25 protein-coding genes are annotated in these 20,104 nt (G+C 64.2%); 11 read left to right on the forward strand and 14 right to left on the reverse strand.

The window, feature by feature from the left end:
• Positions 1 to 84: 84 nt before the first annotated feature.
• The 14 genes from M2333_RS06600 to flgB form a co-directional block, all read right to left on the reverse strand.
• Positions 85 to 558 (reverse strand): hypothetical protein, encoded by a 474-nt coding sequence (locus M2333_RS06600; RefSeq protein WP_264611226.1) that lies wholly within the window; start codon positions 556 to 558, stop codon positions 85 to 87.
• 210 nt (positions 559 to 768) lie between these two features.
• Positions 769 to 1,917, reverse strand: coding sequence for a flagellar motor protein MotB (locus M2333_RS06605; protein WP_264611227.1), 1,149 nt, complete (start codon positions 1,915 to 1,917; stop codon positions 769 to 771).
• 10 nt (positions 1,918 to 1,927) lie between these two features.
• Positions 1,928 to 2,791: a flagellar motor stator protein MotA gene (gene motA, locus M2333_RS06610; RefSeq protein WP_181559413.1), complete on the reverse strand. Its 864-nt coding sequence runs from the start codon at positions 2,789 to 2,791 to the stop codon at positions 1,928 to 1,930.
• A 214-nt stretch (positions 2,792 to 3,005) separates the two neighbouring features.
• Positions 3,006 to 3,839 carry a flagellin gene (locus M2333_RS06615; protein WP_181559412.1) on the reverse strand — a complete coding sequence of 278 codons (834 nt, stop codon included), beginning with the start codon at positions 3,837 to 3,839 and terminating at the stop codon, positions 3,006 to 3,008.
• A gap of 20 nt (positions 3,840 to 3,859) precedes the next feature.
• Positions 3,860 to 5,197, reverse strand: coding sequence for a flagellar hook-associated protein FlgK (gene flgK / locus M2333_RS06620; RefSeq protein WP_264611228.1), 1,338 nt, complete (start codon positions 5,195 to 5,197; stop codon positions 3,860 to 3,862).
• On the reverse strand, positions 5,194 to 5,517 hold the full coding sequence (locus tag M2333_RS06625) for a rod-binding protein (RefSeq protein ID WP_264611229.1): 324 nt from the start codon (positions 5,515 to 5,517) through the stop codon (positions 5,194 to 5,196). Before M2333_RS06625 ends, flgK begins: the two co-directional genes overlap by 4 nt.
• Complete coding sequence (locus tag M2333_RS06630; protein ID WP_264574865.1) at positions 5,514 to 6,572, reverse strand: flagellar basal body P-ring protein FlgI; 1,059 nt, start codon at positions 6,570 to 6,572, stop codon at positions 5,514 to 5,516. The genes M2333_RS06625 and M2333_RS06630 overlap by 4 nt, the downstream gene beginning before the upstream one ends.
• An 89-nt stretch (positions 6,573 to 6,661) precedes the next feature.
• A complete protein-coding gene (locus M2333_RS06635; protein WP_264611230.1) occupies positions 6,662 to 7,369 on the reverse strand; it encodes a flagellar basal body L-ring protein FlgH in 708 nt (235 codons plus the stop codon).
• A gap of 2 nt (positions 7,370 to 7,371) precedes the next feature.
• The gene (gene flgG, locus M2333_RS06640) at positions 7,372 to 8,160 is read right to left on the reverse strand and encodes a flagellar basal-body rod protein FlgG (protein WP_264611231.1); all 789 of its coding nucleotides are present in this window, start codon (positions 8,158 to 8,160) and stop codon (positions 7,372 to 7,374) included.
• A 23-nt stretch (positions 8,161 to 8,183) separates the two neighbouring features.
• Complete coding sequence (locus tag M2333_RS06645) at positions 8,184 to 8,924, reverse strand: flagellar basal body rod protein FlgF (protein WP_264587041.1); 741 nt, start codon at positions 8,922 to 8,924, stop codon at positions 8,184 to 8,186.
• A gap of 32 nt (positions 8,925 to 8,956) precedes the next feature.
• Positions 8,957 to 9,781, reverse strand: coding sequence for a flagellar hook-basal body complex protein (locus M2333_RS06650; RefSeq protein ID WP_181559404.1), 825 nt, complete (start codon positions 9,779 to 9,781; stop codon positions 8,957 to 8,959).
• A gap of 28 nt (positions 9,782 to 9,809) precedes the next feature.
• Entirely contained in the window at positions 9,810 to 10,487 is a 678-nt protein-coding gene (locus tag M2333_RS06655; RefSeq protein WP_264611232.1) for a flagellar hook assembly protein FlgD, read from the reverse strand.
• On the reverse strand, positions 10,484 to 10,876 hold the full coding sequence (gene flgC / locus M2333_RS06660) for a flagellar basal body rod protein FlgC (protein ID WP_264570078.1): 393 nt from the start codon (positions 10,874 to 10,876) through the stop codon (positions 10,484 to 10,486). Before flgC ends, M2333_RS06655 begins: the two co-directional genes overlap by 4 nt.
• A gap of 14 nt (positions 10,877 to 10,890) precedes the next feature.
• Positions 10,891 to 11,247, reverse strand: coding sequence for a flagellar basal body rod protein FlgB (gene flgB / locus M2333_RS06665; protein ID WP_264572610.1), 357 nt, complete (start codon positions 11,245 to 11,247; stop codon positions 10,891 to 10,893).
• Between the two features lie 265 nt (positions 11,248 to 11,512).
• Here flgB and M2333_RS06670 point away from each other — a divergent pair, with 265 nt between their 5' ends.
• The 11 genes from M2333_RS06670 (at position 11,513) to M2333_RS06720 (ending at position 20,078) form a co-directional block, all read left to right on the forward strand.
• Positions 11,513 to 12,196 carry a motility protein A gene (locus tag M2333_RS06670; protein ID WP_264611233.1) on the forward strand — a complete coding sequence of 228 codons (684 nt, stop codon included), beginning with the start codon at positions 11,513 to 11,515 and terminating at the stop codon, positions 12,194 to 12,196.
• Positions 12,196 to 12,690 (forward strand): OmpA family protein, encoded by a 495-nt coding sequence (locus tag M2333_RS06675; protein ID WP_264611234.1) that lies wholly within the window; start codon positions 12,196 to 12,198, stop codon positions 12,688 to 12,690. Before M2333_RS06670 ends, M2333_RS06675 begins: the two co-directional genes overlap by 1 nt.
• Positions 12,691 to 12,814: 124 nt before the next feature.
• Positions 12,815 to 13,312 (forward strand): flagella basal body P-ring formation protein FlgA, encoded by a 498-nt coding sequence (locus M2333_RS06680; RefSeq protein WP_264612581.1) that lies wholly within the window; start codon positions 12,815 to 12,817, stop codon positions 13,310 to 13,312.
• 53 nt (positions 13,313 to 13,365) lie between these two features.
• Complete coding sequence (gene flgM, locus M2333_RS06685) at positions 13,366 to 13,653, forward strand: flagellar biosynthesis anti-sigma factor FlgM (RefSeq protein WP_264611235.1); 288 nt, start codon at positions 13,366 to 13,368, stop codon at positions 13,651 to 13,653.
• Positions 13,654 to 13,664: 11 nt separating this feature from the next.
• The gene (locus M2333_RS06690; protein ID WP_181559394.1) at positions 13,665 to 13,973 is read left to right on the forward strand and encodes a hypothetical protein; all 309 of its coding nucleotides are present in this window, start codon (positions 13,665 to 13,667) and stop codon (positions 13,971 to 13,973) included.
• A gap of 166 nt (positions 13,974 to 14,139) precedes the next feature.
• Positions 14,140 to 14,973, forward strand: a complete 834-nt coding sequence (locus M2333_RS06695) for a transglycosylase SLT domain-containing protein (protein ID WP_264611236.1) — start codon at positions 14,140 to 14,142, stop codon at positions 14,971 to 14,973.
• 9 nt (positions 14,974 to 14,982) lie between these two features.
• Positions 14,983 to 17,088: a flagellar biosynthesis protein FlhA gene (gene flhA, locus M2333_RS06700; RefSeq protein WP_264611237.1), complete on the forward strand. Its 2,106-nt coding sequence runs from the start codon at positions 14,983 to 14,985 to the stop codon at positions 17,086 to 17,088.
• A gap of 81 nt (positions 17,089 to 17,169) precedes the next feature.
• Complete coding sequence (locus M2333_RS06705) at positions 17,170 to 17,898, forward strand: FliA/WhiG family RNA polymerase sigma factor (RefSeq protein ID WP_264611238.1); 729 nt, start codon at positions 17,170 to 17,172, stop codon at positions 17,896 to 17,898.
• 56 nt (positions 17,899 to 17,954) lie between these two features.
• Positions 17,955 to 18,176, forward strand: a complete 222-nt coding sequence (locus tag M2333_RS06710) for a hypothetical protein (RefSeq protein ID WP_264572605.1) — start codon at positions 17,955 to 17,957, stop codon at positions 18,174 to 18,176.
• Positions 18,177 to 18,407: 231 nt separating this feature from the next.
• Entirely contained in the window at positions 18,408 to 19,280 is an 873-nt protein-coding gene (gene panB, locus M2333_RS06715; RefSeq protein ID WP_264611239.1) for a 3-methyl-2-oxobutanoate hydroxymethyltransferase, read from the forward strand.
• A 90-nt stretch (positions 19,281 to 19,370) separates the two neighbouring features.
• Positions 19,371 to 20,078, forward strand: a complete 708-nt coding sequence (locus M2333_RS06720) for a tetratricopeptide repeat protein (protein ID WP_264611240.1) — start codon at positions 19,371 to 19,373, stop codon at positions 20,076 to 20,078.
• The last annotated feature ends 26 nt before the right edge of the window (positions 20,079 to 20,104 follow it).

Here is a 20,104-nt window from a genome sequence, read left to right on the forward strand (position 1 = left end):
GGTGCAGTAAGCCGAACCAGTTGTTGGAGCGCTGCCTCATTACGCCCCAAATGAGCCGAAAAAAAATATTAATAAAACAATAACTTAGTTATTGTTTTGAGCAGAACTCGATACCGAAGCGGCTTCATCTGCTCGTTTTGCAGTTAGCGGAATTGCAGTCATCTTAGGAAAATTATAGGTGCCGGACCGCGCATTCAAAAATGTCCACTGGAGTTGCATGATGTCTCGGATCACGAATTCGGCTAACTTCTGCTTTTGATAATCGTCATATGAAGCAGAGAAGGAGATAGCGTTTCTGACGAGCGAAATAAATCGTGGCAGATCACATACCTTTTCAGCTTTCGATATTTCTTCATTTAGATCGTGATAATCTGGATCTACATACCTGTCATAATTTCCATCTTCATATATTTTTGATTGTATTTTTTGTTGCAAGGCGATGATATTCTGATCGGCTGTACTACGGCAGTCCACATAGGGCTTGGTCAGGATCATCAAATCCACCAGCGTCGGCGTCCCGACAGGTATGGCTGAAACGGTGAATATAAATGCCAACATATGGCGATTCCTCTCAATACTGGTCTCGAACGCCGCTGGCGCTAATATGGCGCAGTTGCAGGATTTGCTGGCGCTGACTAGTCTACTGCCTGACGTCGTATCCGGTCATGCAGGCTTTCTCTCGGAAGGCCATCAAGCCAACCTATCCGATCTCGTTTAGCTCGGCCTTTGCAGAGCGCGTCGGGTCACGGCCGAGCCGTACTCACCGCATCAATGCTGGTCCATCAGCCCGGTCGTCCGGGCCGTGAGATCGGTCTTGCCCGGTGGGGTGTTGGAACTGCGCTTGGGGATGGAATCCGCGTTGATCACTGACGCGCCCTGGGGGAGTGCGGTTCGGCCAAGGTCCAGCTTGCGCACTTCGGATTCCGCCATGGCGACGCGCTGGTCGCGCACGAGGATGCGGCGATCGATCTTGGCTTGCTCAGGGCTTTTGGGACCCGGGGCGGCGGGCTGCGCACCTGCGGCATTGGCGACCGCCCCCCCGGCGGGAGAGTCCTTGCTCCACGCCAGGATCACCGACATGCGCCGATTGCGCGGATCGTAGCGGTTGTCCGCGACGAACGGCTCGCGATCCGCCACGCCTTCGATGCGCGCGAAGCGATCCGCTCCGATGCCGCCCTGTGCGAGCACGGCGCGAGTGGCTTCGGCGCGGGATGACGAGAGCAGCCAGTTGTTCATGTTGCGCCCGGCGGCATAAGGCAGCGCGTCGGTGTGACCGCGCACGATCACATCATTCGGCACTTCGGACACCGCCTCCGCGACCTGCGAGAGCAACGCGCGGGCTTCCGGCACAAGCCTGTCCGTGCCGATGGCGAACATCGCGAAATCGGCTTCATCCACCAGATCGATGCGCAGGCCCTCCAGCGTCTCGGTAAAGCGCACATGCTTGCGCAGCTTGCGGAGCGCTTCGGTGCGCTCGAGCTTCTGCTCCAGCTCCTGCTTGAGCTTCTCGAACTTCTGGCGATCCTGGTTCTTGAGATCCTCGCCGCCGACATCCTTGGTGCCCGTGGCATCGCGCGGGATGGTGATGGCAAGATTGCCCTGCCCGCCCGTCGTCGGATAATTTTCCTTGCTGACGAGGCTGTCGCCGCCGAACAGGCCACTGGAGCCGGCGCTATCCATCTTCATCTGGACGAGTGTAGGCGTGAAATAGTCGGCCAGCCCTTTGCGCTGCTTTTCTGTTGTCGCGCCGAGCAGCCACATGAGCAGGAAGAAGGCCATCATCGCCGTCACGAAGTCGGCATAGGCCACCTTCCAGGCGCCGCCATGATGGCCGCCATGGCCGCCATCGATGATTTTCTTAACGATGATTGGCCTTGGTTCAGGCTCGTTCACCGGTTTCTTTGCGGCCGATGCCATGGCTTAGCCCTCAACGCCCGCGCATGCCGTCGAACACTTCGGCAAAGGCCGGCTGGTTCGCATGGATGAGGTTGGAGCGCGCGGCCTCAATGACCAGCGGCTGCGGGTGGCCGTGGAGCGAGGCGATGATGATCTGCTTGACGACATGATACATGGCGCCATCCGCCTCGATCACCTGCTTGGCGCGACTGGCGAACGGGCCGACCATCCCATAGGCCAGCAACACGCCCAAGAAGGTGCCGACGAGCGCCGAGCCGATCATGCCGCCCAGAATCTCCGGCGGCTTGTCGATCGAGCCCATGGTCTTCACCACGCCGAGCACGGCGGCGACGATGCCGAGCGCCGGGAGTGCGTCCGCCAGACCCTGGAGATTGTCGGCGGGACGAACTGCCTCATGGTGGTGGGTCTTGAGCGCATTATCCATGACGTCCTCGACCGCATGCGGATCGAGCGTGCCGGATGAGACGACCACCAGCCGCAGCGTATCGCAGATGAGGTGGATGAGCGCGCTGTCGGCCATCAGCCGGGGATATTCGGCGAAGATCGCAGAGGATTTGGGGTCTTCGATATGCGGTTCGAGCGCGACCGGGCCTTCGACCCGCAGCGTCTTCATCAGCTTGCTGACGAGGAAGATGCAGTCGAGATAATCCTGCTTCTTGAACTTGGGGCCTTTGAAGACGGTCATCACGCCGCCGGCCAGCGCCTTCAAATCCGCGCCGCTGTTGCCGATGATCAGCGCGCCTGCCGCGGCGCCGCCGATGATGAGCATTTCGTGCGGAAGCGCATGAAGCACCGGACCAATGGCGCCGCCGGTGAGCATGAAGCCCCCGAAGACCATGACCAGCAGAACGACAAGACCGATACCAGCGAACATTCTGATCCCCGCATGTTCATAAAACGGGACCGCGCACAGCTGCTTTTGGTCCCTTCATCCCTTCCTAGAACGGCTCTGCTGAAACAGGGTTTAGCGACAGGGTTAGCGAAAGATGACGATTACGATTTTTCGAAATTTCTGCCGGCGCGAACAAGAAAAACGGCCCGCAGCCAAAAGCCTGCGGACCGCCAGATTCGCCTCTCTTCGAACAGGATCAGAAAAGATCGAATAGCGACTTCTGATTGATCCGCGCAAACGCCAGTTGAGCGGCTTCCAGCGTCAGCAATTTGCTTTGCAGCTTCACGCTGGTCTCGGTGATGTCCGTATCTTCCAGCGCCGAGCGACGCTCAGTCAGCGCCAGATCGGAATTGGTGAGCCGGCCGCCAATGTCTTCCAGCCGCTGCGAGCGAACGCCCTGCACGGACTGGGCGACAATGACATGATCGAGCGCGGTGCGGGCATCCTGCAGGGCAGCGGAGCGGTCTGCCTCTGTGCCGGTGCGCACCACATTGATGATGTCGGAGATCACCTGATCGATCGACCGGCTGCCCACCGCATTCTCCATGATGCTCGCGCGGGTCGGCACGGCTTCCACGTTCAGCCCTGCGCCAAGCGGAATCAGCACAGCGCTGGGATGATCGAAGACCGGCGTGCCCTGATAATCGGTCTGATTGAGGAGATCGTTGATCGTCGCGCGAATGCCTTCCAGTTCCTTGGCCACCGCCTCGCGTCCGGTCGATCCGTCGGCGGTCGAGGTGGACGTGACGATCAGCTCGGTCACGCGCGTCATGAGGTTGTTGACCTCATTGAGATTGGTGCTGGCCTGCGTCGCGCGGGATTCGGCGAAGGTCAGATTGCCCTTCCACGCCGCGTTGATCGACTGGCGCCGCCCGACCTGCGAGATCTGCACCCAGTCATGCGGATTGTCCGAGGGCTGGTTGATCTTCTTGGTCGTCGAAATCTTGGTCTGCTCCCCCGCAATATCCGCAGCGAGCCGCTGCTGGCGGGTAATCTCGGCAGTGATGGACTGCGTGGTGATGAAAACCATGATGGATCGCCCTTATTGCGTCAGAATGCGGAAATCAGTGTCTGGAACATCTCCCGCGCGACCTGGATCACGCGGGACGATGCCTGGTAGGCCTGCTGGAGCCGGATCAATTCCGCCGCTTCCCGATCGAGATTGATGCCGGCCACATCGGCGCGTGCCTGCTGCGCCATGGTGTTGCGGCTCTCGGCCGCCGTCTGCTCTTTGGTCGTGCTGTTGGCGATGCTGCCGTGGGTCGCAATGATGCCGGTCCATTCATCCTCGATGGACCCGCTGCCGCGCAGGGCGGTCATGGCCAACAGATTGCCGTTCGCGGTCCCATCGGCGGAGAAGCGCGCGACCAGAGCCGGCGAACTGACCAGCACCGAAAGCGAGCTGGCATCCGCCCCCATGCTCAGCAGTGTCTGGCCGGCGACGCCGGGCGATGAATAGCCGCCGGTGTGCCAATCATTCATTTCACTCACATAGCGGCTCGCGAGGTCGTCCAACGCGTCGATCCTGTCCCGCACGACGCCGGCACTGGCGGCGATGCCGCCCACCGCGCCACCTGTCGGGGTGGCAATCGCCGTGCCGTCGGCCAGCCCGAAGCTCAAAATGCCATCGGCCGCCTGACTGACCGTCAGCGTCTTCACCTGATTATTCTCGACGAGCGTCTCGCTGCCGTAACTGATGTTCGCGACGCCATTGGCGCCGAAGGTCACCGTCACGTTCAGCCGCTCGGCAATCTCGCTCAAGGCTTGGTCGCGCGAATCCAGCAGGCTGGCATGGCTGGCCGTCCCCTCAGGCACGCGGCGCAGGCCTTCATTGGCATTGCCGAGCTGGCGCAGCGCATCATTGAGCGAATCCACCTCATTGGTGGCCGTGTTGCCGATCGAGCTGCGGATCGAGACCAGATCATTGTGGCTCTGCTGAAACGCTGCATTGATCTGCTCGAACGAGAACAGCACGTCCGCCTGCAGCGTCGTGTCTGTGGGGTTGGAGGCGAGCCGCTCCACCGCTGCGAACATGCCGGTGAAACGCTGGCCAACGCCCAGTTCGCCATCGTTGAGGGCGGTCTGGATGTCCGACATCCAGCGGGCGCGCTGATTGACGCTGCCCAGCGCATTGGTCGTCTGACGCGCTGCCGCTTCCAGATATTGGTCGGATGCGCGTACCACGCCGCCGATCTGCACGCCGTAGAAAGAGGCGCTCGATTTGTAGAGCAGCATCGGCGAATTGCCGGCGGCGGACTCGCTGAGCGCAATCGTCCGGCGGCTGTAGCCGGGCGTCTCCGCGTTGGCGATATTGTCGGCAATTGCTCCCATCGCCGCCTGATAGGCGCGCGTGCCGGAAGCGCCGATCTGGAGGAGATCGCTGCTCACGGCTTGTGGTCAAGCTGCTGGAGGATCAGTTCGGCAATGCCAAGGCCGCCCTTGGTGGCGAGCCCCTCGGCCATATGCGCGTCCTGCATCTCGCGGAACTGGTCGAGCCCGCTGCCGCCGCCGATCTCTTCGCCCAGGCTCGCCTGGCGCATGGAGGAGAGGAGCTGGCGGGTGAACACGGCCTCGAATGCCTTGGCTGCCTTCTGCAATGCGGCGTGATCGTCGCTGGCCTTTGGCGATGTCGGGGCTTGCGCCTGCGCGCCCTGCATGGCGGCGGCGAAGGCCGCCTGACCGGAGCCGATCCCTGAGAGCTGCGTCATATCACCTCCAGCTCCGCCCGCATGGCGCCGGCCTGCTTGAGCGCGCTCAGGATCTCGAGAAGGTCCGAGGGGGAGGCACCCACGGCATTCACCGCCTTGACTATATCGGCCAGAGACGCGCCACCTTTAAACAGGAACATCGGATTCTTTTCCTCATGGGCGGAAAGCTGGCTGGATTCCTCCACCGCCGTCACTCCCCGCGAGAGCGGCGCAGGCTGCACAATGCGCGGCGCTTCGGTCACGGTCACGGTCAGCTTGCCATGGCTCACCGCGGCCGGGGTGATCTGCACATTGCCGTTGATGACCACCGTGCCGCTGCGCGCGTTGACGATCACCTTGGCCGGCGGATCGGCCGGCTTGACCTGGATGTTCTCGATGAGGCCCATCATCATGACGCGGCTCTCGGCACCCGGCGGTGCATCGATGGCGATGGAAACGCCATCCACGGCACGGGCGCGCTGATCGCCGAACGCAAGGTTGATCGCGTCGGCCACCCGCAGCGCGGTCGTCACGTCCGCCTCCGCGAGGTTGAAATTGATCGTCGGGCTGGTCTCGAACCCGGTGGCCACGGCGCGCTCGACAGAGGCCCCCGAGGGGATGCGGCCGGCCGAAGGCACGTTCACCGAAAGCTGCGAGCCATCGGCGCCTGAGACGCCGAAACCGCCGACGGCCATATTGCCCTGCGCCATCGCGTAAATCTCGCCATCGGCGCCGCGCATCGGGGTCAGCACCAGCGTGCCGCCACGCAGCGACTTGGCCTTACCGAGCGCTGAAACGGTCACGTCCAGCCGCTGGCCGGGCTTGGCGAAGGCCGGCAATTCCGCCGTCACCAGCACGGCTGCGGCGTTCTTCAGCGAGGGGTTGACGCCCGGCGGCAAAGTGAGGCCGAAGCGCGAGATCACGCCCTTCACGCCCTGCGTCGCATAATCGAGGCTGTCATCGCCCGTGCCGGCAAGGCCAACCACAACGCCATAGCCGACAAGCTGGTTGGACCGCAGGCCCTCGAAGGTACCGATGTCCTTGATGCGCTGGGCATGGGCCGAGGTGGCGATCATGAGGCAGAGCCCGAATGCCAGCAGGGCGAGGAAGACCACCAGCCGACGGAGCAAGGAAGGATAAGGCCTGATCATGGCTGAAAGCTCCATCAGAACGGGCTGATCATGGAGAAGAAACGCTGCAGCCAGCCCTGACGGCTGGCGCGGGCGATTTCTCCCTTGCCGGTGTAGGTGATCCGCGCATCGGCGACGCGCGTCGAGAGAATGCGGTTGTCGGGCCCGATGTCCGCCTGCCGGACAAGGCCCGAGATCTGGACATATTCGTCGCCGCGATTGAGCGTGAGGGCCTTCTGCCCGCGCACCAGCATCGTGCCATTGGGATAGACCCGCGCGATGGTGACAGTGATTTCGCCCGAGAGCGCGTTGGACTGCGCAGCATCACCCTTGCCGGTGAAGCCCTGCGTGCCCCCCGAGGCGATGTCGCTGCCGCTGAACAGCTTGCTGAACGGCCCGGTGCTGGGCGGTGTGAGGCCGATGCTGCCCGCGCGATTGGTGTTTGCGCTGGTGCTCTTGCTCGCCTGCGTCCGCTCGACGAGGAGGATGGTGATGACATCGCCCACGCTTGCTGCCCGCGCGCCGTTGGTCAGCGCGGAATAGCCAGCCGAAGCCTGGAAGATGCCGCCATTGGGCCGCACCGGCGCGGCGCTGCCAGCGTCGCCCGGATAGGTGACCTGATAGGCCGGGTTTTCGAGCGGCTCCTGCTTCTTGCCGAGCAGACCGGCAGACGCCGGTGCGGCGAGGCTGGTCGCCGTGAGGGCAAGGATCAGGATGGAAGCGCGGCGATACTGCATGGTCATGCTCAAAGCTGCTGATTGACGTATTGGAGCATCTCGTCGGTCGCCTTGATCATCTTCGAGGCGATCTCATAGGCGCGCTGGGTCTCGATCATCGTGACCAGCTCCTCGACGGTGTTGACGTTTGACTGCTCGAGCGCGCCCTGGCGGATGGTGCCGCGACCTTCGAGGCCCGCAGCGCCCACCTGCGGCGCGCCGGATGCGGCCGTCTCCAGCAGCAGGTTGCCACCGACAGCCTGCAGGCCAGCGGGATTGACGAACCGTGCGGTTTCGATCGCGCCAAGCTCGACCGGTTCCTTTTGACCGGCGACGGTCGCCGACACGGTCCCGTCATTGCCGATGGTGACGGCACTCACGCCCTCGGGAAGCTGGATCTGCGGCACCAGCGGCAGGCCATCCGGCGAGACCAGCACGCCCTCCGCATTGGTCTTGAAATTGCCCGCCCGGGTATAGGCAATCGTGCCGTCGGGCTGCTGGAGCTGGAAGAAACCGGCTCCCTCGATCGCGAGATCATAGGTGTTGCCGGTGGTGTTCATCGTGCCTTGCGTATCGATACGCTCGGTGCCGGTGAGTTGCACACCGGTGCCAAGATTGAGGCCGATGGCGAGCCGGTTCTGGCTGTCCGCCTGCGTGCCCGCCGCAATGACCTGCTGATAGGCCAGCGTCTCGAAATTGGCGCGGTCGCGCTTGAAGCCGACCGTGTTCACGTTTGCCAGGTTATTGGCGATGACGCGCATCTTGACGTCCTGTGCGTCAAGGCCGGTGCGGGCGACATGAAGTGCGCTGCTGGTCATTGGTCTGGTCCCCTATCTATCCGTCAGTCGAGCCGCATGAGGCTCGCGCCGCCGGAGTCGATCTCCTTGGCGGTGTCGATCATCTTGATCTGGTTTTCCCACGCGCGGCTCGCCTCGATCATCTGGACAAGCGCCGTGGTGGCATTCACGTTTGAGCCTTCGAGCGCGCCGCTGGTCACGGTCGCCATCGGGTCTTGCGGCAAGGCGCCGCCATTCACTTCGCGGAACAGCGTGTCCGTCGATTTGGCGATCGTCGATCCCTTGGCGTTCACCAGCTTGATGACATCGACTTGCTGCGGCTGATCGATCTGGCCGCCCTGCGGGACGATCCAGATGCTGCCATCCTTGGCGATGTTGACGCTGTCGGCAGGCGGCAGGGTGATCGGGCCCCCCTCCCCCAGCACCGCATATCCATCGCCCGTGGTCAGCAGGCCGCTCTCGTTCAGGCGCAAGTCGCCGCGCCTTGTATAGGCTTCCGACCCGTCATTGGCCTGCACCGCGATGAGGGCGTCTCCATCCACCGCGATGTCGAGCGTGTTGCCGGTCTGCACCGCCGTGCCGGCCTTCATGTCCGCCGCGATGACCTGCCCCACCTGCTCCGCGCGGCTCTGGAACGCGCCGCCGCCGACCCAGCGGGTCGAGGCGTTGGCGATCTCGGCGCGAAAGCCGCTGGTGTTGACGTTCGCGAGATTGTTCGCGACCGCCGCCTGGCGGGCCATCGTGCCGCGCATCGCGGTGCGGGCAATGGTGGTGAGACGATCCATGGTTCAGCTCCGAGTCCGGTCGATCTTCGCGATCAGGTCCGCATGTTGATGATGGTCTGGGTCATGGCGGTGGCGGTCTCGATCGCCTTGGAGTTCGCCTGGAAGTTGCGCTGCGCGGAGATCAGCGCCACCAGCTCCTCGGTGATGTCCACGTTCGAGCGCTCGAGCGTGCCGGAGCGGACCGCGCCGACCATGCCGCTATTGCCGGCGCTGTAGCTCGCCTCGCCGCTGTCGCCCGAGGAAATCCAGTGCGAGTCGCCCATCTGCCGCAGCTCTTCCTGCGCGGGGAAGGACGCCATGGCGACCACGCCGAGGTTGCGCACCGAACCATCGCCGAAGGTCGCGCTGACGACGCCAGTAGCCGAGATCGCGATGGCGGTGAGCGGAATGCTGGCATCGTCCGGATGGGCGCTGGGTATCTCCAGATCGGAAAGATCCCCGGCCGCCGTGCTGGTCGGCGTGCCGTCACCGGTCGCGTTGGTCGGCAGCACCTGCAGGCGGGCACCAGTGGAATCGACGATGAAGCGGTTCTTGTCCATCGTGAAGGCGCCGGCGCGGGTGTAGCTGATCGTCTGATCGGGCGAGGCGCTCTTGACGGTGAAGAAGCCTTCGCCAGTGACGGCCAGATCCAGCGTCTTGTCGGTCGTCTCCAGCGTGCCCTGCGTGAACTGCTGTTTCACGTCGACGAGACGGACGCCATTGCCGCCCGCGCCGACGCCGCCGCTCGCATAAATGTCGCCGAAGGTTGCCTTGCTCTTCTTGAAGGCGAGCGAGGACACGTTGGCGACATTGTTGGCGACGACACCGAGGTCGGTCTGGGCGCCCTTGAGGCCGGAAAGCGAAATGTAGAAGGACATGGTCGATGCTCCTTGTGAAGTTCAGGGATCAGCCGAGACGCAGCGCGTCTTCGGGCGAGAAATTGCCGAGGGCGGTCATGAGCTGGGCGTTTCCGCCACTCGCGGGGGACTGGACGGCGGCGATGCTGGCCCAGGTCGCGATGCCGGCCGGCGTCGCGCCGCGCACCTTGACCTGCAGAGCCTGCCCGCCAATCATGTTGCCGGCGTCATCCCGGCCGTCCCAGAAGAAGGGCACACTACCCTTGGATTGTGCGCCAAGATCGAAGCTCTGGACGACCTTGCCGCTGGCATCGACCAGATCGATCGAAACGCTCGAGGCGTCGGCGCCCAGCGCGATTTCGCCGGCATAGGCGCCGGTGCGGTCGGGCGTGGCGATGTTGCTCTCGACCAGCATCGACTTGCCGATCCAGCCAGCGGCATCGGAGAGGCGCGCGCCGGACACGGAGTCCGCGATCTGGCTGAGCAGGGATGTCGATTGCGACTGCGAGGCCAGCGATGACATCTGCGCCATCTGCGTGACCATCTGATTGTTGTCCATCGGCTGGAACGGGTCCTGATGCTGCATCTGCGTGGTGAGCAGACGCAGGAAGCCGTTCATGTCGATGGAGGCGTTTGACTTCGCGCTCGTCTCGGCAAGGTTCCGGTTGGTGAACGCCGTATTGCTATCCACCGCCCAGGGGCTGGTGTTGGTCGTCACTGCTGTCATTTGCCGAGCCTGATTGTTTCGAGGATGAGGGATTTGGCGGTCTGGAGGACCTGCACATTGTTCTGGTACATGCGCGCGCTCTCGACCATTTCGACGAGCTCGGCGCTGGTATCGACGCCGGCTTCCCACACATCGCCATTGGCATCGGCCAGCGGATGGCCGGGCTCGTGCCGCTTGGTGGCGGGCGTGTCGGAGGTCACGACGTTATCGACCTTGACCGTGGCGACGCCGGGCTTCTCGACCACGGTGGAGAAGACCGGGCGGATCGCGCGATAGGCCTTGTCCTCGCTGCCCGTGACCGACCCGGCATTGGCGAGGTTGGAGGCGGTGGCGTTGAGGCGCACGAGCTGGGCGGACATGGCGCGCCCGGCGATGTCGAAAACGTTCATGGGCTTGTCCATGCTCATTCTCCCCGCAGCGCGCGCGTGATGGTGTTGAGCCGGCCCTCGAGGAAGGAGAGCGTGGTGCGGTACTTCACCGCATTCTCCGCGAAGAGCGTCTGCTCCGTCGACATCTCGACGGTGTTGCCATCGCTGCTCGCCTGCAGCGGCACGCGATAGCCCATCGCCGTTTCCAGCGCGCCGGTCACCGAGCCCTGCTGGCTGGTGGCGCTGGCGAGCGCCTTCTCGAAATCGATGTCGCGCGCCTTGTACCCGGGGGTCGAGGCGTTCGCGATATTGGAGGCAAGCAGCTCCAGCCGCTGCGAGCGCAGCGCCAGTGCCTTGCCATGGATGCCGAACAATGCGTCGTCGAACGACATTTTTTCGTGCCTTCCCTAAAAGTCCGTGGGCCGCATCCGTTCTGACCGGTTGAAACTGGTCCGGTTCCGGCACGACCCATGCCCACGGGTATGGATAGCAAATGCCGTGCCAAACCAAATTGCCGCCGGCTGAGGCCGCGCGGACATGAGGATTTCCGCGCCTTTTGCGCAGGCGGGCGGCAAGGGTGGCAATGTTTTGCCGGTTGGCGGCAGAGTTTTGCCGGTGCGCACGTGCGCCCGGCAGCATCGGGGGATGAGCGGGACCATGTCGGATGTTCTGGGGTTGGATATTCTCGGCCACGTCTTCGCGCCGCTGCCCCTGCTGATGGTGCTGGGCGGCGCGATCATGATCGCACTGGCCCAGGTCGGCTTCGGCACGGGTTTTCGCGCGCTCTCCTCTCTGCGCCCGCTGCTGACCGCGCGCCCGGATGATGAACGCGACAATGCCCGCGCTCTGCTGTTCAAAGTCGAGGCTGTCGCGCAGCTCAAGGGCCTAGCCCGCGCCGACCGGCTGGAAAGCACCCACCCCTTCGTCAACCAGACCCTCACCACCCTCGCCAATGCCGCAGATGCCGAGCATTTCGCGCTCTGGGTCCATCAGGCGATCCATGATCGCCGTGCCCGTCACGGGCGGGTCATCGCCTTCTGGAATGCGCTGGCCGATGCCGCGCCGGCCGTCGGCATGGCGGGCACGATCGTCGGCCTGATCGGCATGTTTGCGCAGATGAGCGACCCCGCAGCTATCGGCCCGTTCATGGCGCTGGCGCTGATGACAACGCTGCACGGCCTGATCCTCGCCAACGCCATCGCCGGGCCCATCGCCAACCGCTTGTCCGCACTCTCCGAGCGGGAGATTGGCTGGCAGCAGGCCATGGCGGACCGGATGATCGCCATCGCCCGCCGGGAAGCCAATCCGTTCCAGCGTGCCAGCATTCGCGAGGTCGCCTGATGTCGGCGCAGCCGCGCCAGAGCCGCGCGCGCTGGGCGCTGAGCTTCGCGGACCTGTGCCTGCTGCTGCTCGCCTTCTTCGCCCTGCTGCAATCCAACCAGACCACGCGCGAAACGGCCCTGGCCGGGATTGGCAGCTATTTCGGCGCGTTCGAGGCGCCGCGCCAGGCCGATCTCGTCGCGCAAGAGCTGTTCCAGCCGGGCGAGGCCCTGCTCAACCCCGCCGGTCGCGCCGCCTTGCTGAAAGCCGCAGAACCCATCATGCACGAGAACAAGATCGTGCGAATTCAGTCCATTGGCCTCGACTCCGGCGATCATCGCTTCGACGCCTGGGATCTGGCGGCAGCGCGCCTCGGCGCCGTCGCCCGAACCCTGGTCGCCGCCGGAGTGCCGGAAAAGCGCCTGCGGATCGCAGGCCTCGCCGAACGCGCTGATTACAGCGCACCCGGCAAGCAGACTATCAGGATCACCGAACTGGCCGAAACCGACCGGTAACATGCGTCTGGCACGGACCTTGCTGTGTTTGTTCCGACCATGCATCGGAGCAAGTGACGTGACGATTGAACGCCTGACCTTCCCCAAGCGCGCTGCCCTCATCGCAGCCCTGCTGCTCGGCGCGATGGCGCTTGCCAGCATCCACGCGCCGGCAAAGGCGCAGATTTTCGAGAATCTGGACCGGCTGGACAGCCTGGTTGCGGCCAGCCTCGGCGCCAATCTTGGCCAGCCGGGCGGCCCACTGGCGCCCATCGATCGCCGCCTGAAACTGGCCCCCTGTCCGCAAACGCCGACGGTCGAAACCCCGCAGATGAATGCCGCCACGGTCGCCTGCCCCAGTCTGGGCTGGCGCATCCGCGTGCCGCTGCTGGTCAACCGGCAGGTCGGCAATCCTCAGCAAAACGGCCGCTTTTCAGAAGCCACAAGCAGCGCGCCGGTCGTCAAGAAGGGCGACCCGGTTCAGCTGGTCGCGGGCAATGAGAGCTTCAGCATTTCCCGCATGATGATCGCAGATGAGGACGGCGCGCCCGGTGCGCTGATCCGCGTGCGGGAGGAACCGCGCGCTACGCCTGTCATGGCCCGTGTCGAGCGGACGGGCGTTGTTCGTATTCCCGGCATTTAAACTTTCCTGAACTGATCCGTTTATAGTACGGATTGGACAGAAAGGACGTTGGAATGATCAAGTCTGTTGGCCAGGCGACGAGCGCCGCAGTAGAGGCAGCCAAGCTGCGCGACGCTGCGCAAGCCCGCTCAGCTGCGCCAGTCAGCGCCGGGCCTGCGCCTGCGAAGGCGGCGGAAACGGCAGTCACCCCCGCCGCGCGCATGGCCGCGCAGGGCGCCCCGGTGGACATGGACCGGATCAACCGCGTCAAGCAGGCCATTGCTTCGGGCCAATATCCCGTCGATGCCGACAAGATCGCCGATCGCATGATCGACCTCGATCTTCCTCATCTGCGCGCCTGAACGTGCCCCAAATGAACCTGTCCATCATCGAGAATTTCGCGGCCGCGACCGGGTCGCTCCGGGTCGCCATGCAAAGCGCCGACCCGCAGGCCATCGAAACGGCAATGGACCTGTTCCGCATCTCGCTCGATGCGATCAAATCCATCGAGACCTGGGAGCGTGATCCTGCGATCAAGGCGCGGTTTAGCGACCTGATCGAGGAGCTGGATTCCTCGCGGATGCTCGCCTGCCTGCTCGGCGATATGACTACGCAGATGCACGGCGCGATCGCCGATCGCGATCTGGACGTGCCCCAGCCGCTGTACCAGCGCGCCGGCTGAGCTTCGGCTCGACCCGGATATCCCGACTTTCACGTTAAGCCCGCTGCGCCCTGTGGGCGTGTCGCCGCGCGTCTTATCGTCCCAAAAGTCCCGATCCGCCGTTAACCAATTCTGGCACGCATCTTGCTTTTTGATCCTCGGTACCAACGGGAGATCATTAGTCGCCATGTCCGTGAATGGACTGACCACCAACTCGGCCCAGGGCAGCAATGCCGCCAGGGTGACGCAGGCCATTGCCAAGGCCAGCAGTCGCACCGGTGTGGATTTCAATTATCTGATGAGCCAGGCGCATGTGGAAAGCGCGCTGAACCCGACGGCGCGCGCGCGCACCTCCAGTGCGACAGGCCTCTACCAGTTTATCGACCAGAGCTGGCTTTCCATCGTCAACGACCATGGCGCGAAATATGGCATGGACTGGGCGTCCAACGCCATTGAGCGCACGGCGAACGGGCGGTACGTGGTTTCGGACCCGGCCCTGCGACAGCAAATCCTCGACCTGCGCAATCATCCCGAGACGGCCTCGATCATGGCGGCCGAGCTGGCCACCGACAATCGCGCCTATCTTGAAGAGCGGATCGGCCGACCGGCCGAGGCGGTCGATCTCTACCTCGCCCATTTCCTGGGTGCAGGCGGCGCCGCGAAATTCCTTACGACCATGGCGCAGGCGCCCGATGCTTCCGGGGCCGCTCTGTTTCCCGCCGCCGCGCGGGCCAATGCCTCGGTGTTCTTCGACCGGCAGGGCAATGCCCGCAGCCTGACGGACATCCGCGCGAGCTTCGCGCAGAAGCTGGCGGCGGGCGGTCAGGCCGCCGGCAGTGTGGCGAGCGATATGGCGATGGACGGCGCGCCGACCGTGATGCCCGCCGACTATGTCCGCATCGCGCAGGAGCGGCTGACCATGAATCAGACGCTCAGCGAAAAGCAGCCCTATCCCGAATTCGCGCCGCGCGCCGAAACCGCACGGCTCGCCTACCTCATGCTCGCCACCCTCGGAAGGTAACCGCCAGCCATGACGCGCAACGACATCAACGGCAGCATCTGGAAGAACTCGGCGCGCGGGGCAGCTCTGCCCTTCGCCATCCTGCTGCTCGTCATGTTCATGGTGGTGCCGGTGCCGGTGCTGCTGCTGGATATCGGTTTCGTCGGCAACATCATGATCAGCCTTGCAGTGCTGATGATCGCGCTGAACGCTGCCAAACCACTCGATTTCTCGAGCTTTCCGACCGTGCTGCTGCTCGCCACGCTGCTGCGCCTCGCGCTGAACGTCGCCTCGACGCGCATCGTGCTGGTTAACGGCCATAATGGATCGGATGCGGCCGGCCATGTGATCGAGGCATTCGGCAATTTCATGATCGGCGGCGATTATGTCGTCGGTATCTTCGTGTTCGCAATTTTGATGATCATCAACCTGGTGGTGATCACCAAGGGCGCGGGCCGCGTGTCGGAAGTCTCCGCCCGCTTCACTCTCGACGCCTTGCCCGGCAAGCAGATGGCCATCGATGCCGATCTCAACGCCGGCCTGCTGACCGCCGAGCAAGCCAAGGTCCGCCGGCAGGAAGTCGCGACCGAAGCTGACTTTTACGGCTCGATGGACGGTGCCTCCAAGTTCGTGAAGGGCGACGCCGTCGCCGGTGTGCTGATCCTCGTCATCAATATCCTAGGCGGCATCACCCTGGGTCTGGTCAGCCATGATCTCTCCATCGGGCAAGCCGCGCAGACCTACATCCTGCTGGCCATCGGCGACGCGCTCGTGGCGCAGGTGCCGGCGCTGCTGCTCTCCATTGCCGCAGCCGCGATCGTGACCCGTGTCACGTCCGAGCATGACCTCTCCGGCCAGATCTCCAGCCAGTTCGGCCACAGCCGCGCCTGGGTTCCGGTTGCCGGCATTCTCACCGTGCTCGGCATCGTACCGGGCATGCCGCACCTCATCATCCTTCCTGCTGCCGGCCTCGCCTGGTTCATCGCGTGGAAGCTGCGCAAGGCCGCCAAGGCCCGCAGCGAGGCGCCGGCGGAACCGGCGGTGGTCGAAAATCCTGCCCACATCGAGTGGAGCGACGTTTCCGACGGCGCCGCGCTCGGCCTGGAGATCGGCTATGGCCTCATCAGCCTTGTCGATGAGCGCAAGGAGGCGCCGCTGATCGGCCGGATCACCGGCATTCGCCGCCAGCTCTCGCGCGAACTGGGCTTTGTGGTGCCGATGATCCGGGTGAAGGACAATCTCGCGCTCGGCCCGAACCAATATCGCATCACCATCGCCGGCGTCGTGGTTGGCGAGGATGAGATCTTCCCGGACAGCCTGCTGGCGCTCGATAGCGGCGACATCACCCAGCGGATCGAGGGTCGCGCTGCGCAGGACCCGACGTTCGGGCTCGACGCGGTGTGGATTCCGATGGAGCGGCGCAGCGAAGCGGTCGTCTCCGGCTATACCGTCGTCGACCCCTCGACGGTGATCGCGACGCATATCAATCATCTCATCCTGCAGAACGCCGCTGAGCTGTTCGGCATGGACGAGGCCAAGAAGCTGCTCGACACGCTGCGCGAAGTCACGCCGCAACTTGTCGATGGCCTGACGCCCAATCCGCTGAGCCTCGCGCAGATCGCCGCGCTGTGCCGCGGGCTGCTCATCGAGGGCATTCCGCTCAAGGACTTCCGCCGTATCGCCGAAGCCATGGTGATCGTTGCGCGCGGGGACATGTCCACCGACGCGCTCATCGAGGCAGTGCGCCAGCGCATCGGCTCGCTGATCATCCAGAGCATCGTGCCAGTGAAGGCGCCGCTGCCGGTGCTCACGCTGGATGGCGAACTGGAAGGCCTGCTCGCTCAGGCCATGCGCGTCGGCGCCGATGCCCATCACCCCATCGAGCCGGCGCTGGCCCAGCGCCTGATCGAGCAAGTGAGCGAGGCGGCCCGTCCGCTGGTGGCGCAGGCCCGCAACTTCGCGATCGTGACCTCGCCGGTGGCGCGCCGCGCCCTCTCCCGCCTGTTCCGCCCGCATCTGCCCGACGTTCCGGTGCTCTCATTCCTGGAAATCCCGGATGGCAAGGCCGTGGAAGTCGTCGCAGTGGTCGGCAACGAGACACGCATCCACCAGGTCGAGCGGCTGCAGGCGGCATGAGGATGTTGCGCAGCATAATCCGCACACGCCTCCGCCCGGCTCGGAAATCCCCGGTTAAACCTTTCAGCGTAGATGAGACCCATGCACAGCGCACAGCTTGAGGTTGCAGCCCTGACTTATGGTCGCCGGCCCGGTGTCTCACCGGATCAGCTGGCGCAGCAATATATGCCGCTGGTGCGCAAGATCGCCTGGCATATCCATGGCCGCGTCTCCAGCGCCATTGAGATCGAGGATCTGCTGCAGATCGGCATGGTCGCGCTGGTCGAGGCGGCCAACAGCTTCGAGGATCGCGGCTTCGGCTTTGCGACCTATGCGCAGATGCGCGTGCGCGGCGCGATGATCGACCATCTGCGCCGCCATGCGACCCTATGTCGCTCGGCGATGGCGCGCCGCAAGACCATTCAGGATGCCCGTCGCGCGCTGGAGCAACGCTTCGGTCGTCCACCCGCAGATAGCGAAGTGGCCGCGCATCTCGGTCTTGATGCTGCCGGCTGGCGCGAGCTTGCCGATGGGACGGACATGGCGCAGCATCAGAGCATGGACGAGGTCTATTCGGACCAGTCGATGTGGTTCGCCGATGCAACCGAGGGCGCCGAGGAAGTGCTGGAGCGGGAATCCCTCAAGCGCGCGGTTTCCGCCTGCATCAAGGAATTGCCTGAGCGCGAGGCAATGGTGCTGCAGCTCTACTTCGTCGAGGAAATGAACCTTGAGGAAATCGGACTGACGCTCGACATCGGTGCGGCCCGGGTGTGCCAAATCAAGAAATCTGCGCTCGACAAGCTGCGGGGACGCCTCAGCGCCTTCCTTTGACCGGAACCGCGCTGCGGGATGATCGTTTCTCCGCCATCAATCAGGTGGAGGATGACATGGCCGAAGAACCCAAAACGGTAATCGTCGAGCGCTCGAGCGGCGGCAGCGCAACCGCGATCATCGCGATCGTGGCATTGCTAATCCTCGCGGTGGGCGGCTATTTCCTGCTGCAGAGCCAGGATAACAAGAACGACGCCGTGTCCACGGCGGCGCAGCAGGTCGGCGATGCAGCGCAGGATGTGGGCGATGCGGCCCAGGGTGCTGTCGATAAGAAGTGAGCGTTTGCGGACAGCGAGCCGCCTCAATTCACACGACGCTGAAAATCGAGCAGATTTAACCCCTTCTCTTCAGAGGAGGGGTTGGGGTGGTGTCGCGCCCGCGCGCCACTTTCTAAGTTGGCGATGCTGGCGCATCGCCACCACCCCCCAGCCCTCCTCTGAGGCGAGCATATTTGTGGGTTTGACCCGCGCAGCCTAGGCGAACCGCCGCGGTTGCGCTAAAGCGCGGCCATGTCCGCCACTTACACCCTCGATACGGCGACCAGCCGGGCGAACCCCACGCCGGCGCCGATGCGTCGGCTGACCATTCCCGCCATCCGCGCACGCAAGGTCGATGGGGTGACCGACTCGCCGATCGTGATGCTGACCGCATACACCGCGCGGCAGGCGCAGTTGCTCGATCCCCATTGCGACCTGCTGTTGGTGGGCGACTCGCTCGGGCAGGTGATCTACGGCCTGCCGTCCTCCGTGCCCGTCACGCTCGAGATGATGGCCGCCCACGGCGCCGCAGTGGTGCGCGGCAGCTATCACAGCGCCGTCATCATCGACATGCCGTTCGGGAGCTACGAGGCTTCGCCGGAGCAAGCCTTCGCAAGCGCCGCCCGCCTTATGAAGGAAACCGGCGCTGCCGGCGTAAAGTTGGAAGGCGGCGAGGCCATGGCGCCGACCATCACCTTTCTGAGCGAGCGGGGCATCCCGGTCTGCGCCCATGTGGGCCTTACGCCGCAGGCGGTGAACGCGCTCGGCGGCTATGGGCCGCGCGGCCGCGATGCTGCCGAAGCCGCCAAAATCCGCAACGATGCTCGCGCGGTTGCTGCAGCCGGCTGCTTCGCGATGGTAATCGAGGGCGTGATCGAGGAACTGGCTATCGAGATCACGGGAGACGTGCACTGCCCCACCATCGGCATCGGCGCCTCGGCAGCCTGCGACGGGCAAGTGCTGGTGACCGAGGATCTGCTCGGCATGTTCGAGCGCACGCCGCGCTTCGTGAAGCGCTATGCCGATCTTGCCGGGACGATCAGCGATGCGGCGGCCCAATATGCGCAGGAGGTGCGCGCGCGCAGCTTCCCCGGCGAGGCCCAGCTTTATGGCGCCAAAAAGTGATTTGCGCGGAGTTCATCCGCCGCTAAGGTCCGCGGCCACAAAATCCCTTCATGCGCCCCTGCGCTTTTTCAGCCGACTGGAGATAGAGACTTGGCCCTGACGCCACATCAGAACGAGGCCCTGCTCCGCGAGATCGACGATGCCGTGCGGCAGGACGATCTGCTGTCCTTCTGGAAAAATTACGGCCGTCTGGTGATCGCCGTCGTCGTGCTCGGCCTCGCCGCCTTTGGCGGCTGGCTCTACTGGCAGCACTACCAGACCCAGAAGGCCGAGGCCAATGGCGAGCAGTTCGCCCGGCTGATGAGTGCTGCCCAGCGGGCCACGCTGGATGACGGGGTGTACAAGCAGATCATGGCCGAAGGTGGCCCGGGCTATCGGGCGCAGGCGGAAATGCTCAGGGCCGCACTGGCAGGCGGGCGCAATGACGCCAAGACCGCGCTTGCCGCCTATGATGCCGTTCTGGCCGACGCGCAGGCGCCCGCCGCGACCAAGGACGCCGCGCTGATGCGCCGCACTGCCCTCGCCTTCGACAGCATGAAGCCGCAGGACGTGATCGCCGCGCTCAAGCCGCTGGCGGTGCCGGGCAATAGCTGGTTCGGCAGCGCCGGTGAACTCACCGCCATCGCCCACCTCAAGGCCGGCCAGCGCGATCAGGCCGGCAAGATCTTCAACGAGATGGCCAACGATCCGCTGGTGCCTGAATCCATCAAGCTGCGCGCCGGACAGATGGCCAGCATGCTTGGATCGGCGACGACGCCCCGGCAAGCCGGGCCCACCGCTGACACGCCTGCCTCCTGATTCCATTGAAAGAGAAACCCACGAGG

Source organism: Sphingobium sp. B11D3B (assembly GCF_025961735.1).
GTDB lineage: Bacteria > Pseudomonadota > Alphaproteobacteria > Sphingomonadales > Sphingomonadaceae > Sphingobium.